The organism is Mycobacterium sp. (assembly GCF_002863225.1).
Classification (GTDB): Bacteria; Actinomycetota; Actinomycetes; order Mycobacteriales; family Mycobacteriaceae; genus Mycobacterium.
In genome coordinates this window covers 60,790-75,104 of sequence record NZ_PKEK01000051.1, presented here as the reverse complement: position 1 = coordinate 75,104, position 14,315 = coordinate 60,790, and the positions used below count along the sequence as shown (strand labels likewise).

At 66.6% G+C, this 14,315-nt stretch carries 15 protein-coding genes; 13 read left to right on the top strand and 2 right to left on the bottom strand.

Annotated elements, in window-relative coordinates:
• The first annotated feature begins 20 nt into the window (after window positions 1-20).
• From CYU59_RS17515 to tsaD, 5 genes are read left to right on the top strand one after another with little or no spacing between them, the layout of a single operon-like run.
• The gene (locus CYU59_RS17515; RefSeq protein ID WP_292992003.1) at window positions 21-1,106 is read left to right on the top strand and encodes an alpha/beta hydrolase; all 1,086 of its coding nucleotides are present in this window, start codon (window positions 21-23) and stop codon (window positions 1,104-1,106) included.
• The gene (tsaE, locus tag CYU59_RS17510; RefSeq protein WP_292992000.1) at window positions 1,099-1,566 is read left to right on the top strand and encodes a tRNA (adenosine(37)-N6)-threonylcarbamoyltransferase complex ATPase subunit type 1 TsaE; all 468 of its coding nucleotides are present in this window, start codon (window positions 1,099-1,101) and stop codon (window positions 1,564-1,566) included. Before CYU59_RS17515 ends, tsaE begins: the two co-directional genes overlap by 8 nt.
• Window positions 1,551-2,183: a tRNA (adenosine(37)-N6)-threonylcarbamoyltransferase complex dimerization subunit type 1 TsaB gene (tsaB, locus tag CYU59_RS17505; protein WP_292991997.1), complete on the top strand. Its 633-nt coding sequence runs from the start codon at window positions 1,551-1,553 to the stop codon at window positions 2,181-2,183. Before tsaE ends, tsaB begins: the two co-directional genes overlap by 16 nt.
• A complete protein-coding gene (gene rimI / locus CYU59_RS17500; RefSeq protein WP_292991994.1) occupies window positions 2,180-2,638 on the top strand; it encodes a ribosomal protein S18-alanine N-acetyltransferase in 459 nt (152 codons plus the stop codon). Before tsaB ends, rimI begins: the two co-directional genes overlap by 4 nt.
• Entirely contained in the window at window positions 2,635-3,660 is a 1,026-nt protein-coding gene (gene tsaD, locus CYU59_RS17495; RefSeq protein WP_292991991.1) for a tRNA (adenosine(37)-N6)-threonylcarbamoyltransferase complex transferase subunit TsaD, read from the top strand. Before rimI ends, tsaD begins: the two co-directional genes overlap by 4 nt.
• Window positions 3,661-3,664: 4 nt before the next feature.
• On the opposite strand, the gene CYU59_RS17490 is transcribed toward tsaD, so the two are convergent.
• Complete coding sequence (locus CYU59_RS17490) at window positions 3,665-4,318, bottom strand: C39 family peptidase (protein ID WP_292991988.1); 654 nt, start codon at window positions 4,316-4,318, stop codon at window positions 3,665-3,667.
• A 280-nt stretch (window positions 4,319-4,598) separates the two neighbouring features.
• Between CYU59_RS17490 and groES the strand changes: the two genes are divergently transcribed.
• Together groES and groL are read left to right on the top strand one after the other, a co-directional pair.
• Window positions 4,599-4,901, top strand: a complete 303-nt coding sequence (gene groES / locus CYU59_RS17485) for a co-chaperone GroES (protein WP_163779981.1) — start codon at window positions 4,599-4,601, stop codon at window positions 4,899-4,901.
• 78 nt (window positions 4,902-4,979) lie between these two features.
• Window positions 4,980-6,605: a chaperonin GroEL gene (gene groL / locus CYU59_RS17480; protein ID WP_292991980.1), complete on the top strand. Its 1,626-nt coding sequence runs from the start codon at window positions 4,980-4,982 to the stop codon at window positions 6,603-6,605.
• A gap of 175 nt (window positions 6,606-6,780) precedes the next feature.
• Here the strand turns inward: groL and CYU59_RS17475 are convergent, their stop codons facing one another.
• Complete coding sequence (locus CYU59_RS17475) at window positions 6,781-7,182, bottom strand: hydrogenase (RefSeq protein WP_292991977.1); 402 nt, start codon at window positions 7,180-7,182, stop codon at window positions 6,781-6,783.
• A gap of 272 nt (window positions 7,183-7,454) precedes the next feature.
• Between CYU59_RS17475 and CYU59_RS17470 the strand changes: the two genes are divergently transcribed.
• From CYU59_RS17470 to CYU59_RS17445, 6 genes are all read left to right on the top strand, one after another.
• The gene (locus CYU59_RS17470; protein WP_292991974.1) at window positions 7,455-8,336 is read left to right on the top strand and encodes a mycofactocin-coupled SDR family oxidoreductase; all 882 of its coding nucleotides are present in this window, start codon (window positions 7,455-7,457) and stop codon (window positions 8,334-8,336) included.
• A gap of 58 nt (window positions 8,337-8,394) precedes the next feature.
• Window positions 8,395-10,050, top strand: coding sequence for a VWA domain-containing protein (locus CYU59_RS17465; RefSeq protein ID WP_293001169.1), 1,656 nt, complete (start codon window positions 8,395-8,397; stop codon window positions 10,048-10,050).
• 91 nt (window positions 10,051-10,141) lie between these two features.
• Window positions 10,142-10,993, top strand: a complete 852-nt coding sequence (locus tag CYU59_RS17460; protein WP_292991972.1) for a CbbQ/NirQ/NorQ/GpvN family protein — start codon at window positions 10,142-10,144, stop codon at window positions 10,991-10,993.
• A gap of 91 nt (window positions 10,994-11,084) precedes the next feature.
• A complete protein-coding gene (locus CYU59_RS17455) occupies window positions 11,085-12,203 on the top strand; it encodes an ABC transporter substrate-binding protein (RefSeq protein ID WP_292991970.1) in 1,119 nt (372 codons plus the stop codon).
• A 7-nt stretch (window positions 12,204-12,210) separates the two neighbouring features.
• The gene (locus CYU59_RS17450; protein ID WP_292991968.1) at window positions 12,211-13,335 is read left to right on the top strand and encodes a spirocyclase AveC family protein; all 1,125 of its coding nucleotides are present in this window, start codon (window positions 12,211-12,213) and stop codon (window positions 13,333-13,335) included.
• Complete coding sequence (locus tag CYU59_RS17445; RefSeq protein ID WP_292991966.1) at window positions 13,328-14,308, top strand: SDR family oxidoreductase; 981 nt, start codon at window positions 13,328-13,330, stop codon at window positions 14,306-14,308. The genes CYU59_RS17450 and CYU59_RS17445 overlap by 8 nt, the downstream gene beginning before the upstream one ends.
• Window positions 14,309-14,315 lie beyond the last annotated feature (7 nt).

The following is a 14,315-nucleotide window of genomic DNA, read 5'->3' as shown; positions in this document are numbered from 1 at the left end:
GCTTTCATCGAGGTAGGCCGATGCGGGGACGCTGGCTGGCCGGCGCCGCCGGAATCGGTGCGGTGGGCACCATCGCGGGCGCGACGGTGGCCCACTCGATGCTGAACCGGCGCGCGGTGGTCGACGATCCATTTCGACACGAGGATTTCGAGACCCTCGACGGTGATCGCAGTTACCTGGTGACCACCCCCGACGGTGTGCACCTGGCGGTGCGTGAGGTCGGACCCACCGACGCGCCGCTGACGGTCGTGTTCGCCCACGGTTTTTGTCTTCGGATGGGCTCCTTCCACTTTCAGCGCATGCGGCTGTCCGAGGAATGGGGCCCACAGGTCCGGATGATCTTCTACGACCAACGCGGTCACGGCCGTTCCGACGAAGCACCGTCGGAGACCTACACGATCACCCAGTTGGGCCGGGACCTGGAGACCCTGCTGCAGGTGATCGCGCCGCGCGGTTCGATTGTCCTGGTGGGCCATTCGATGGGCGGCATGACAGTGCTGTCGCACGCCCGGCAGTTCCCCCAGCATTACGGTGGCCGGATCACCGGGGCGGCGTTGATTTCGTCGGCGGCCGAAGGTGTTGCGGAGTCGCCACTGGGTGAGATCCTGAACAATCCTGCGCTGGAAGCGGTTCGGCGAGCCGCACGCTCGGCGCCCAAGCTCGTACAGCGGGGTCGCACCGCTGCGCGGTCGCTGATCGGGCCGATTCTGCGGGCCGCGTCCTACAACGACAAGCGGGTCAGTCGCAGCATTGTGTCGTTCTCCGAGTCGATGATGCTCGACACCCCGGTCCGGACGATGGTCGAGTTCTTGCAAGCCCTGCAGGCGCATGACGAGACGGCGGCACTACCGACGCTGGCCAAGATCCCGACGCTGATCGTCTGCGGTGACCACGATCTACTCACGCCCGCCGACTACTCCAGGAGAATGGCGGAGGCGCTGCCGGAATCCGAACTGGTGATCGTCGCGCGCGCAGGACATTTGGTGCTACTGGACAAGCCGGCCTCGGTCAACGACGGGTTGGTGCGGCTGGTCAAGCACGCGAGCCCGGGGAGGTTCGCGGTGCTGAGCCAGCGGCTGCGCGATCGGGTCCTGCGCCGTGACTGACGGGGTGTCGGGCATCGCGACCCTGCCGAACGTCGACGACACCGTGGCGCTGGGTTCGCAACTGGGCAGCCAGTTGCGGGCCGGTGACGTCGTCGTGCTCTCCGGCCCTTTGGGCGCGGGAAAGACGGTGCTGGCCAAGGGGATCGCTGCGGCCATGGACGTCGACGGCCCGGTGACCTCACCGACCTTCGTGCTGGCCAGGGTGCACCCGGCGCGGCGCGACGGGGCTCCGTCGATGATTCACGTCGACGTCTACCGGCTGCTGGAACACACCGGCGCCGACCTGCTCGACGAACTCGAGAGTCTGGACCTCGACACCGAGCTCGACGAGGCCGTGGTCGTGGTGGAGTGGGGTGAGGGCCTGGCCGAGCGGTTGTCCGATCGGCACCTCGACATCCGGCTGGAGCGAATCAGCAACTCCGACACCCGAACTGCGACGTGGCAATGGAGCCTGCCGTGAGTGTCGTCCTGGCGATCGACACCTCGACTCCTGCGGTCACCGCGGGCATCGTTGCCGACGGCCGGCTGGTGGCCGAGCGGATCAGTATCGACGCCCGCGCGCACGCCGAACGCATCACCCCGAACGTGTTGGCTGCGCTGGCCGATGCCGGACGGTCGATGGCCGAACTCGACGCGGTGGTGGTGGGTTGCGGCCCTGGTCCGTTCACCGGCTTGCGGGTCGGGATGGCGACCGCCTCGGCGTACGGCCACGCGTTGAACATCCCGGTGTACGGGGTGTGCAGCCTGGACGCCATCGGTGTGCAGACCAGCGGCGAGGTCTTGGTCGTCACCGATGCGCGCCGGCGCGAAATCTACTGGGCCCGTTACCGCGACGGCGTACGTGTCGACGGGCCCGCGGTCAGCGCCCCGGCCGATGTCGCGCCGGCTGATGCGCACTCGGTCGCCGGTTCGCCGGATCATGCCGCGCTGTTCGGATTGCCGTGTGTGGAGCCGCTGTATCCCAATTCAGTCGGCCTGGTTGCCGCGGTCGACTGGTCGCAGCCGCCCGCGGCGTTGGTGCCGCTGTATCTGCGCCGCCCGGATGCCAAGACACTGGCCGAGCGGGCAGCCCAGTGACCGCGATCATCGACCGGTTGACCGAGGCCGACGCGGGTCGCTGCGCCGAGTTGGAGTCCATACTGTTTCCGGGCGACGACCCTTGGCCCACTGTCGCATTCGTCCGTGAGCTCGCGGCTGCGCACAACCACTACGTGGCGGCCCGCGAAGGCGAGACGCTGGTGGGCTACGGCGGCATCTCCCGGTTGGGCCGCACGCCGCCGTTCGAATACGAAATCCACACCATCGGTGTCGACCCCGAACACCAGGGCCGGGGTATCGGCCGGCGCATGCTGAATACGCTGCTGGACATCGCCGGCAACTCCGTCGTGCACCTGGAGGTCCGCACCGACAACGACGCGGCCATCGCGTTGTACCGCAGTGTGGGTTTCGCCGAGGTGGGCGTGCGCAAGCGGTACTACCGGATCAGCGGCGCGGACGCGTACACGATGCGACGGGAGGCACTGACCCGGTGACAACCATCCTCGCGATCGAAACATCCTGTGACGAAACAGGTGTCGGGATCGCCCGACTCAACGACGACCGAACCGTGACGCTGCTGGCCGACGAGGTGGCATCCAGCGTCGAGGAACACGTCCGCTACGGCGGCGTCGTGCCGGAGGTCGCCTCACGGGCCCACCTCGAAGCACTCGGTCCGGCGATGCGGCGCGCCCTGGACGCCGCGGGCCTGCAGAAGCCCGACGTCGTGGCAGCGACCATCGGCCCGGGTCTGGCGGGCGCCCTGCTGGTGGGAGTTGCTGCGGCCAAAGCGTATTCAGCCGCCTGGGACGTGCCGTTCTACGCGGTCAACCACTTGGGTGGTCACTTGGCGGCCGACGTCTACGAGCACGGACCGTTGCCGGAGAGCGTCGCGCTGCTGGTGTCCGGCGGCCACACCCACCTGCTGCACGTCCGCTCGCTCGGCGAGCCGATCGTCGAGCTGGGCAGCACCGTCGACGACGCCGCGGGGGAGGCCTACGACAAAGTGGCCCGGCTGCTGGGTCTCGGCTACCCCGGTGGCAAGGTGCTCGACGAGCTCGCGCAGACCGGCGACCGGCAGGCGATCGTGTTCCCGCGTGGGATGACCGGGCCGCGGGACGAACGCAACGCCTTCAGTTTCTCTGGTCTCAAGACCGCGGTCGCACGCTACGTCGAGAGCCATTCGGACGCGTCGACCGCTAACGTTGCGGCCGGTTTCCAGGAGTCGGTTGCCGACGTGCTGACCGCCAAAGCGGTCCGCGCCGCGACCGAGTTGGGGGTGTCCACGCTGTTGATCGCGGGCGGGGTGGCAGCCAACTCGCGGCTGCGGGAACTCGCCGGTCAGCGCTGCGAGGCGGCCGGACTGACTCTGCGCATCCCGCGGCTTCGGCTGTGCACCGACAACGGCGCGATGATCGCCGCGTTCGCCGCGCAGCTGCTGGCTGCCGGTGCGGCGCCGTCTCCGCTCGACGTGGCCAGCGATCCGGGGTTGCCGGTGGTGACCGGGCAGCTGCAATGACGGCTCAAAGGCGCGGAATCCACGGGACGGTGTCGTAACCGGTCGCCTGCGTCACGATGAGCAAGTCGTTGCTGGTGGCCCACGCCTGACTGAAGACGTTCAGCGGGATCTGTTCGTCGCGACCGTTGGGCGTGCCGCTGTCGTTGAGATGGACGACGTTGTTGGCGGTGTCGACCCCGGTGACGACGACGGCATGATCGGGGGTCGTGCGGCTGCCGGAAATGTTCCAGATGGTTTCGGCGTTGAGCGCCGCGATCACTTTGTGTCCACCGGTCAGGTCTTGCTCGATGGTGTCGAGGGAATTGCCGGTCGTCATGTCGGACTGGATGCCGTAATGCTGCAGCAAACCCACCATGTCCTGCGGCGAGGTCCCGTCGAAGAAGTAGACATCACCGCCGTGCGAGGAACTCGGGGTGAAGATGCCGCGCATCTCGATACCGACCTGGGAGGGTTCGTGGCCGGTGAGTTGGCCGACGACGTCGGCCACCGCCATCAGCCCGCAATCCTCCTGATGCTGGTAGCGCCAGTATGTCGCCGCAGTCTGCGGGTCGCCGTACAGCTGGCCGTCTGCATGCGCGACGCCGGAGAGCGCGATGCCGATTGCGAGACTCGGAGCGATCGCGTGGACGATGCGAACCGCTGTTCTGAAAAAAGACACGATCAAATTGTTCACCATCCCGGAGTGGGAGCGGCTGTGAGCAACCTGCCAACGAGCTGCAAGGCTGTCAGTGCGAGCCCCCGAGCGCGCTCCGTGTCCAGATCGCACCGGCCCAGCCTTGAGTGCTAGCACTCGCATGTATAGAGTGCTAGGTGGCAATCGGCCAAGCCCGGCGTCGGCTCCCGCGACGACGACGCGCAGGCGCGGACGAAAGCCAAAAACACCTGGAAAATCGGGGCAACCGCCCCCGACCTGACTAACTAAGTGGAGGGCTCCAATCGTGGCGAGCGTCAACATCAAGCCACTCGAGGACAAGATCCTCGTACAGGCCAACGAGGCCGAGACCACGACCGCATCCGGTCTGGTCATTCCCGACACCGCTAAGGAAAAGCCCCAAGAGGGCAAAGTCGTCGCCGTCGGCCCCGGCCGGTGGGATGAGGACGGCTCGAAGCGGATTCCGCTGGACGTGTCCGAAGGCGACACCGTCATCTACAGCAAGTACGGCGGCACCGAAATCAAGTACGGCGGCGAGGAGTACCTGATCCTCTCGGCCCGCGACGTGCTGGCTGTCGTCAACAAGTAAGCGCCCGTGTCCCGCCCCGGAGCTTCCCGTTTCGACGGGTGAGTTCCGGGGCGGCACTCGTTAGTCGTAAGGACATTCATGAGTAAGCAGATTGAGTTCAACGAGACCGCGCGTCGGGCGATGGAAGCCGGTGTCGACAAGCTCGCCGACGCGGTCCGCGTGACGCTGGGCCCGCGTGGCCGGAATGTGGTGCTGGCCAAGGCCTTTGGCGGCCCGTCCGTCACCAACGACGGCGTCACGGTCGCCCGTGAGATCGACCTGGAAGACCCGTTCGAGAACCTGGGCGCCCAGCTGGTGAAGTCAGTGGCCACCAAGACCAACGACATCGCCGGCGACGGCACCACCACCGCGACCGTGCTGGCGCAGGCCATCATCAAGCACGGACTGCGCAACGTCGCGGCCGGTGCCAACCCGATCGCGCTGGGCCAGGGCATCAGCAAGGCCGCCGACGCCGTGTCCGAGGCGCTGCTGGCCGCCGCCACCCCGGTGTCCGGCCAGACCGGCATCGCCCAGATCGCCACCGTCTCGTCGCGTGACGAGGAGGTCGGTGCGCTTGTGGGTGAGGCCATCAGCAAGGTGGGCGACGACGGCGTGGTGAGCGTCGAGGAGTCGTCGACGCTGAACACCGAATTGGAGTTCACCGAGGGCGTCGGCTTCGACAAGGGCTTCTTGTCGGCCTACTTCGTCACCGACTTCGACGCCCAGCAGGCCGTCCTCGAGGACGCCCTGATCCTGCTGCATCGCGACAAGATCAGCTCGCTGCCCGACCTGTTGCCGCTGCTGGAGAAGGTGGCCGAGGCCGGCAAGCCGCTGCTGGTGATCGCTGAGGATGTCGAGGGCGAGCCGCTGTCGACGCTGGTGGTCAACGCGATCCGCAAGACGCTGAAGGCCGTCGCGGTCAAGGCGCCGTTCTTCGGCGACCGCCGCAAGGCGTTCCTGGAGGACCTGGCCATCGTCACCGGCGGACAGGTGGTCAACCCCGACGTCGGTCTCTCGCTGCGCGAGGTGGGCCTCGACGTGCTGGGCTCGGCCCGTCGCGTGGTGGTCAGCAAGGACGACACCGTCATCGTCGAGGGCGGTGGCGGCGCTGACGCCATCACCAACCGCGCCAAGCAACTGCGCGCCGAGATCGAAGCCACCGACTCCGACTGGGATCGCGAAAAGCTGCAGGAGCGGCTGGCCAAGCTGGCCGGCGGCGTTGCGGTGATTAAGGTCGGCGCGGCGACGGAGACCGCGCTCAAGAAGCGCAAGGAAGCCGTCGAGGACGCGGTGGCCGCGGCCAAGGCGGCGGTGGAAGAAGGCATCGTCTCCGGTGGCGGATCGGCGCTGATCCACGCCCGCAAGGCGCTCGGAGAGCTGCAGGCATCGCTGTCCGGCGACGAGGCCAGCGGGGTCGAGGTGTTCTCCAACGCGCTCAGCGCCCCGCTGCACTGGATCGCCACCAATGCCGGGCTCGACGGCGCGGTCGCGGTCAGCAAGGTCAGCGAGCTGCCGGTCGGGCACGGTCTGAATGCGGCGACGCTGGAGTACGGCGACCTCGGTGCCGACGGGGTCATCGACCCGGTCAAGGTCACCCGTTCGGCGGTGCTCAACGCCGCGTCGGTGGCGCGGATGGTGCTGACCACCGAGACCGCGGTTGTCGAGAAGCCGGCCGAGGCTGCCGACGACCACGGGCACGGCCATCACCACGGCCACGCCCACTAGGTCACTGCTCGACGAAACACCCCCGGACTCAACAGGTCCGGGGGTGTTTCCGTTGGGCTTAGCAGCCGAGAGTGCGTCTAGATTCACGCTCGAGACCGAGCGTTCGCCTAGCTTCACGCTCGCTCGTTTTCTTTAGCCGAGCCGCCCAGGGATCACCGCTGGTCGTCGCCCATCGTCAGAGCCCGACGATCACAATGACGACGCCGATCACGATCGCGACCGACAGTGAAATCAACAGGGTGCCGAAGATCCGCTCCTTGAGCGGGGAGGTTTCGTGGTCGCCGGCGGCGATTGGCGCGAATGTGCGACCGGCACCCCACGCCGCGGCGAGCAGTGTCGAAAGCCAGTTCGCGTAGGTGGAGTACACAATCAGCACGACCGAGGTGACACCCCACGCGTGCGACAAGTGCACGTGCGGCCACAACAAGCCGAGCAGCACGAGGAACATGCCGTTCAGCACTCCCTCGAGGTGGCTGGTCAACCCCATCCGCGGATTCTTCAGCGCTTGGACGGCGAACCCGGTCAGCAGGCCGATCACGAACAGGATCAGCCCGAGTTTCACGAGCAGCAGCTGCATTGACGGATCCTATCGGCGGGCCGTCGAACAGACCGCTCAACCAAATATATGTTCGGGGCTATCCGCCATACCGGTGTCGCGCCGGACGGGTCGCAGCCGTTATCAAGGCCCCGAACCGCTGAATAGCTGCCGCCTCGGGCGGTACACCACCAGCGCCGTAACCAAACATTTGTGCTTACAGAGTTGACGTGATCCGTAACGCTGGTTAGGTTCGGTGCATCCGAGCAAGGGGACTGGGCCCGCGCTCAACTATCGCCGAGGACGGAGCACGGATGCCCGGAAAGCTTGAGGGGAAGGTCGCTTTCATCACGGGAGCGGCCCGTGGGCAGGGCCGGGCCCACGCCATCGCGATGGCCCGGGAGGGCGCCGACATCATCGCGACGGACATCTGCCGTGATATCCCGTCCAATCCCTATCCGCTCGCAACGCCCGACGATCTCGCCGAAACCGAGCGCTCAGTCAAGGAATTGGGCCGTCGCGTCGTCGCACGGATCGCCGATGTGCGCGAGCGCAACGAACTTCGCGATGCGGTCGAGGCCGGCTTGGCCGATCTCGGACGTATCGACATCGTCGTGGCCAACGCGGGAATCCTGCCGATGGCGATGGGCCGTCCGCACGACGCGATGTCGTTCGTCGACGCCTCGGACGTCGACCTGCTCGGCGTGATGAACACCATCGCCGTCACCGTGCCGCATCTGCCGGACGGATCTTCGATCATCGTCACCGGATCGACCGCAGGCATGATCCGCGGCACCACCGACAACCCGAACATGGGACCGGGCGGCGCGGGCTACGGCTGGAGCAAGCGAGTCGTGATGGAGTACATCGAAGAGATGTGTATGCACCTGGCGCCCCGCATGATTCGCGTCAACGCCATCCACCCGACCAACTGCAACACCCACCTGCTGCAGAACGACGGCATGTACAGCATGTTCCGGCCCGACCTCACCCAGCAGGGCAAGCAGGCGACCCGCGAGGACGCCGAGCCGCTGTTCACCATCTTCCAGGCGATGCCGATCCCGTACATCGAACCCGAGGACAGCGCCAACCTCGGCGTGTTCCTGGCCAGCGACGACAGCCGGTACATCACCGGTCAACAGATCCGGGTCGACGCCGGTTCACTGCTCAAGTGGCCCAACGGCCCCGGGGGATAGCGACATCGAGGTGACTGCGCCCGACAGCGCCGACGCCGACCGGTTGCGCACCCTCGGCATGCTCGCTTCAGCTTTCGCGGGCTGTGCGGTGGCAGTCGACGCGCAGCGCCCGGGCGAGCCGCCATGGACGGACGGGCAGACGATCTTCGTCGACCCGTCGCTGCCGACGCGGGCGAATCTGGCGGCCGTCGCGGTGCAGGCGTCGATGATCGCCGCGCAGAGCTTCGACCCCGCTGTCGTCCGCTCGCTGGCCGGTCATTCACGTTCTGCCAAGCGCTATTTGGCCGTCGAGGGGCATCGCGCTCTGATCGCCAATGCCGACGTCCTGCCGCAGGTACTGGCTTCCTTAGGCGATCCGGGCATCGCCCGTCGCAGCGCCAATCCTGCCGCGTCGCTCACCCTGGCGTCCGGACGAGAAGCGGTCGACGACCCGCCCCCGGAATTCGGTGTCATACGGGCCAAGAAGCTGATCGCGGCGTCGTCGCGTGCTGCCAAGCAGGCGGACAGCGAACAGACCGCACACGTCCCGCGCAGCACGAAGCCTCGAGAGTTGGACGAGCTCGACGACGGCGAAGTCGACGACACCGACGACCCGGACCTGTTCACCAGCCCGGTGGGAGGTGGCGGGTTCGTCGGCAAGTGGTTGAAGAAGATGTTGTCCTCGGCGCGCAAGACCGGCAGCGGCGGCGGCCCGCCCGGCGCCGACAACCCCACCCATCGCACCAACGCCGCGACGCGTGGTGCGTTGGCCGTATCTTCGCTGGCATCGCGGGTGGGCGAGGACGGTATTGATCACGCGGCCGACCTGAGCACCCGCGGCGTGAAATATCCGGAGTGGGATGTCAACCGCAAGAGCTACCGGGTCGACTGGTGCACCGTGCTCGAAATCGATTGCCCGACAAGGGCATCGGCGAGCGTGGCGATCGACGATGCGATCGGCTTGCGACGTCCCCTGGCCAGGCTCGGCATGGGCCTGCATCGTCGGCACCGACAGGCGCAAGGCGACGACATCGACATCGACGCCGTCGTCGAAGCACGTGTGGAAGCGATGGCCGGATCCGTGCCTGACGAATCGGTGTATCTCGACAGCCTGCGGCGTCGACGAGACCTGTCGGTGCTGTTACTGCTGGACATCTCGGGATCGGCGGCCGAGGCGGGCACGCTGGGACGGACGGTGCATCAGCAGCAGCGCACCGCCGTCGCGAATCTGGCCGTTGCGCTAAATGATCTGGGTGACCGGGTGGCCCTGTACGCCTATTACTCGCAGGGCCGGAGTGCCGTGACGATGATGCCGGTCAAGCGATTCGACGATCCGTTGGACAGCTTCGTCCTGCGGCGACTGAACAGCCTGCAGCCGGGCGCCTACTCGCGTCTCGGCGCCGCGGTCCGGCACGGCTCGGCCGTCCTGGAAGCGCGTGGCGGCACCTCGCGCCGACTGCTGGTGGTGCTCTCCGATGGACTGGCCTACGACCACGGTTATGAGCGCGGCTACGGTGCCGCCGACGCACGGCGCGCGCTGACCGAGGCCCGACGGCGCGGCACCGGCTGCGTGTGCCTGACCGTCGGCGCGGGCACCGACGTGGAATCGCTGCGCCGGGTGTTCGGCAGCACCGCGCATGCCAGCATCGCCCGACCCGATGAACTGACGAGTGTCGTTGGGCCACTGTTTCGTTCGGCGATCCGCGCGGCAGAAGTGAAGCGGCGGGTGTCGTGACGCTCCGGCGAACCGAACGCTTTGTTGAAACTAACATCTGTTCCGTTTAGGCTCCAGGAACCGCAATGCTGCGGCTGGCGGAAGGGTAGTGATGGCCAACGAGTCCGCGCTCGTGCACCAGAACGGTGCATCGTCGGCGGCCGACGCGACCCGACCCTTCTACACCGCGGTCGGCAACGAAGAGGCCGTGTTCAAGGCGGCCTACCGCCAGGGTCTGTCGATCGTCCTGAAAGGTCCGACCGGTTGCGGTAAGACCCGGTTCGTCGAGGCGATGGCCCACGACCTGCAACGGCCGCTGATCACGGTGGCCTGCCACGACGACCTCACCACCGCCGATCTGGTCGGCCGGTATCTGCTGCGTGGCGGCGAGACGGAGTGGGTGGACGGCCCGCTGACGCGCGCGGTGCGCGAGGGTGCGATCTGCTATCTCGACGAGGTGGTGGAGGCGCGCCAGGACACCACCGTCGTGCTGCATCCGCTGGCCGACTACCGCCGCCAACTGCCGATAGAGCGGCTCGGGGTGACGCTGGACGCGGCACCGGGATTCGGGCTGGTGGTGTCGTACAACCCCGGCTACCAGAGTGTGCTGAAAGACCTCAAGGACTCGACGCGCCAGCGGATGGTCGCCATCGAATTCGGCTTTCCGGCACGCGAAGTCGAGGAGGGCATCGTCGCGCACGAAGCCGGGGTGGACCCAGCCACGGCCGCGGAACTGGTGCGATTCGGACAGGCGATCCGCCGCCTGGAAGCCGGCGGCCTGCGTGAGGTGGCCTCCACCCGGGTGCTGATCGCCGCCGGCCGACTGGTCGCCGAGGGTCTACCGATGCACGCCGCCGCCGAGGCGGCGATCGCCGGCCCGCTCACCGACGACGTGGCCGTCACCCGCAGTCTCAAGGAAATGATCGGCGTGTACTTGAGCGAGTCTGTCGCCTCCGGTGATTGACGCGCATCGGCGCCGACGCTAGGGTCTGAACAAATATTAGGTTTGCCGAGGCCGGCGACCAGAGGCGGTGAACCGGCCCAGTGGAGGTTCCATGTCCTACGAGAGCACTGCGGAGCCGATCAAGGTCGGTTATTTGATGGACTTCAAGCTCCCGCCGGGGTTCCCCGAGGAGCTTTTCGCCTCCTTCACTCAGACCTTCGACGTGATATTCGAAGAGGCGGTGCAGCAGGGTCTGATGGACCGTCCCGTGCAGATGATCTACCGCGAGGTGGAGGGTCTGCCCAAGGGTTCGGTCAAAGCGGTCATCGACGCCTACGGCGAACTGGTCGACGAGGGCTGCCTCGTGGTCTTCGGTCCCAACATCACCGACAACTGCGTGCCGCTGCGCGAAGCCATCGAGGAGCGGTTCAAAGTGCCCGCCATCAGTGTGACCGGCACCGACGACTGGCTGGGCGAATGGACTTTCGCCTTCCCGCAGGGATCGATGACAGACGAGCCGATCTTCATCGCGGACCTGGTCGCTAAACGGGGACTCACCGAGATCGGTGTTCTGGTCGAACAGAGCCTGATCGGCGAGAGCTATCTGAAGAACCTACGAAGTGCCTGTCGGCGCAAGGGAATTCGGATCGTCGCGGAGGTCTCCATCGCCCAGACTGCTCAGGACATCAACGCCGCGGTGCAAACCCTGCATGAGGCAAAGTCCGAGGCGATCGTGCACCTGGGATTCGGATTCGGAATCGTCTTCATCAACCCCGCACTGGAGGCCATCGGTTGGGACCCCCCGCGCTTCACCACCACCGCATGGCAGAACGCGTGGGTCAATCCGATCATGTGGAACGCGTTCATGGGGTGGACCGGTGTCGACCAGTACGACGAAGCGAACCAGATCGGGCAGGACTTCCTCGACAGCTACGCGCAGAAGTACAACGGCAGCCGCCCCGAATTCTGCGTGACCGTCGTCAATCGCGACGTCGCCGCCACACTCGTGCGGGCGTTCAGCGACGCCCATCCGCTCAGCCCGCGCGGTGTCAAGGAGGCGCTGGAGAGGGTGAAGATGATGCCCGCCGCATCCGGTGCTCCAGGCACCCGGGTGTCTTTCGGTAAGTGGACCCGACGTGCCTGGATGGGCGCCGGCTACCTGGTCGCCCGGACGCTCGACGCCGACGGCGTGAACTCGCACCTCGTCGACCGCTTCGGAGAAGAAGGGTGAGGAAGAGATGAGTACCGACCAATCCGCACCGCCGGCCACGGGGACCCGGCCGGCCGCAGCGAAGCGCAAATGGGGTGGCTGGATTGCCGGTGCCGCGCTGGCCGCATTCGCGTTGTTCTTCATCGCGAATTGCCGTGTGGCCCTTGACCCACGTGTCGCCAACCCGAATGTGCAGGGCCGCCCGCGACCGGTGAAATTCAGCTTCGGGCTGGATTACATCGACTTCCTCGACGGTGCCACGGTGGTGGCGCTGCTGGTGCTGCTGGTCGTGTTCATCCGGGGCTGGCGGCGCAACCCGGGCAGCCCGGCGATGCTGATGTTCCTGTGCACCACGTTGATCGTGTGGCAGGACCCGATCATGAACTGGTCACCTTTCGCGGTCTACAACCCCGATCTGGTGCACTGGCCCGAATACTTTCCGCTGGTGTCGATCTCGCCGACCGTCGAGCCGTTCGTGGTCTTCGGCTACGTGATGTTCTATTTCGGCCCGTACTTCCCGGCGGTGTCGATCCTGCGCAAGCTGCAGGCCAAACATGGACCTGCGAGCTATGTGTCCCGGCACCCGCTGATCAGCCTCGGTCTGCTGACGCTCGCGATCGGCTTCGTGTTCGACGCGTTCCTGGAGAACATCCTCATCCACTGGGGCATGTACATCTATGCGCAGGTGATTCCCTGGGGCTCGGTGTTCACCGGCACCACCTTCCAGTTCCCGCTGATCTGGGAGTCGTTCTCGGTGTGCTTCGTGATGGTGCCGGCGGCGATCCTCTGCTACCGCGACGACACCGGCAAGTCGGTCGCGGAAAAGCTTGCGGCCAAAGCGAAGTTGTTCCCGGCGCGGCCGGTGCTGGGGACCTTCCTGGTGATGTTCGCGATCATCAACGTCTCCTACTTCGTTTACGGAGGCTGGTTCTGGGTCATCAAGGTCACCCACTCCGCCACTTCGGTAGCCTGCCCATGGCCGTACCCGGAGGCCAAAGTGTATGACCCGCAGGGCTTTTACGAGAAAGCCGGCGCACAAGGTCCGTACTCGGTGGGCATCTGGTCGACATGGGCGAGCGGCGAGCCCAACGGCCGCCCGCACGTCGATGCGCCACCTCCCGGCGTAGGCGCCTGCGCGAGCAAAAATGGCTGAGCCGCGCAGCGTCGTCGTCACCGGCGCCTCCCGTGGTCTGGGGCTCGCCACCGCCACGCGCCTGTATCGCGAGGGGTGGCGCGTGGTCGCGGCGATGCGCACTCCGGACACCGGAATGGCGTCGCTACGCGACGCGACCGGAGCGACGGCCGACGACGACCGTCTGATCGCCGTGCAGCTCGACCTGGTCGATCAGGCATCGGTCGCGGTCGCGGCAAAGACGATCATCGAGGCGGTGGGTGCGCCGTTCGCGGTTGTGCACAATGCCGGTATCTCCGCCGCCGGGATGGTCGAGGAGACCGACATCGCGTTGTGGCAGAAGCTGTTCGCCACCAGTGTTCTCGGGCCGGTTGCGCTCACCCAGGCATTGCTGCCGTCGATGCGGGCGGCCGGCGAGGGTCGAATCGTGCTGGTGTCCAGCGCGGCGGGGGTGCGCGGTCAGCCGGCCACCGCGCCGTACTCCGCAGCCAAGGGTGCGTTGGAGCGCTGGGGTGAGTCGATGGCGGTGGAGATCGCACCGTTCGGATTGGGTGTCACCGTGCTGGTGGCCGGCACCTACGACACCGAGATCATCACCGACGCGGGCACTATCGACGATCGCGACTTCGGCGGTCCCTACGCCCGGTTGCACAACACGATGAACACCCGCGGGCGCGCAGCGATGCGGATGGCCCGGCCACCGGAGAAGTTCACCGACGGAGTGCTCAAGGCGCTGGCCGACACCAGTTCGTTCCGTCGTCGCGGCGTGGGACCCGACGCGTCGATGTTGTTGACCGCCAGCCGGATTCTGCCGGCGATCGGCATGCACCACATGTCGCGGGTCGTGCTCGGCATACCCAAGCAAGGATCGATGCGCAATGGTGCGTGGCCCTTGACGACAGCCCAGAAAGCGATGGTGGCGGCGACCAAAGTCGTCCCGGCACCGGTGATGCAGCGGTTGGCGTCGTTAGCCGCCAAGCGCAGCGGAAAATGAGGAGTGA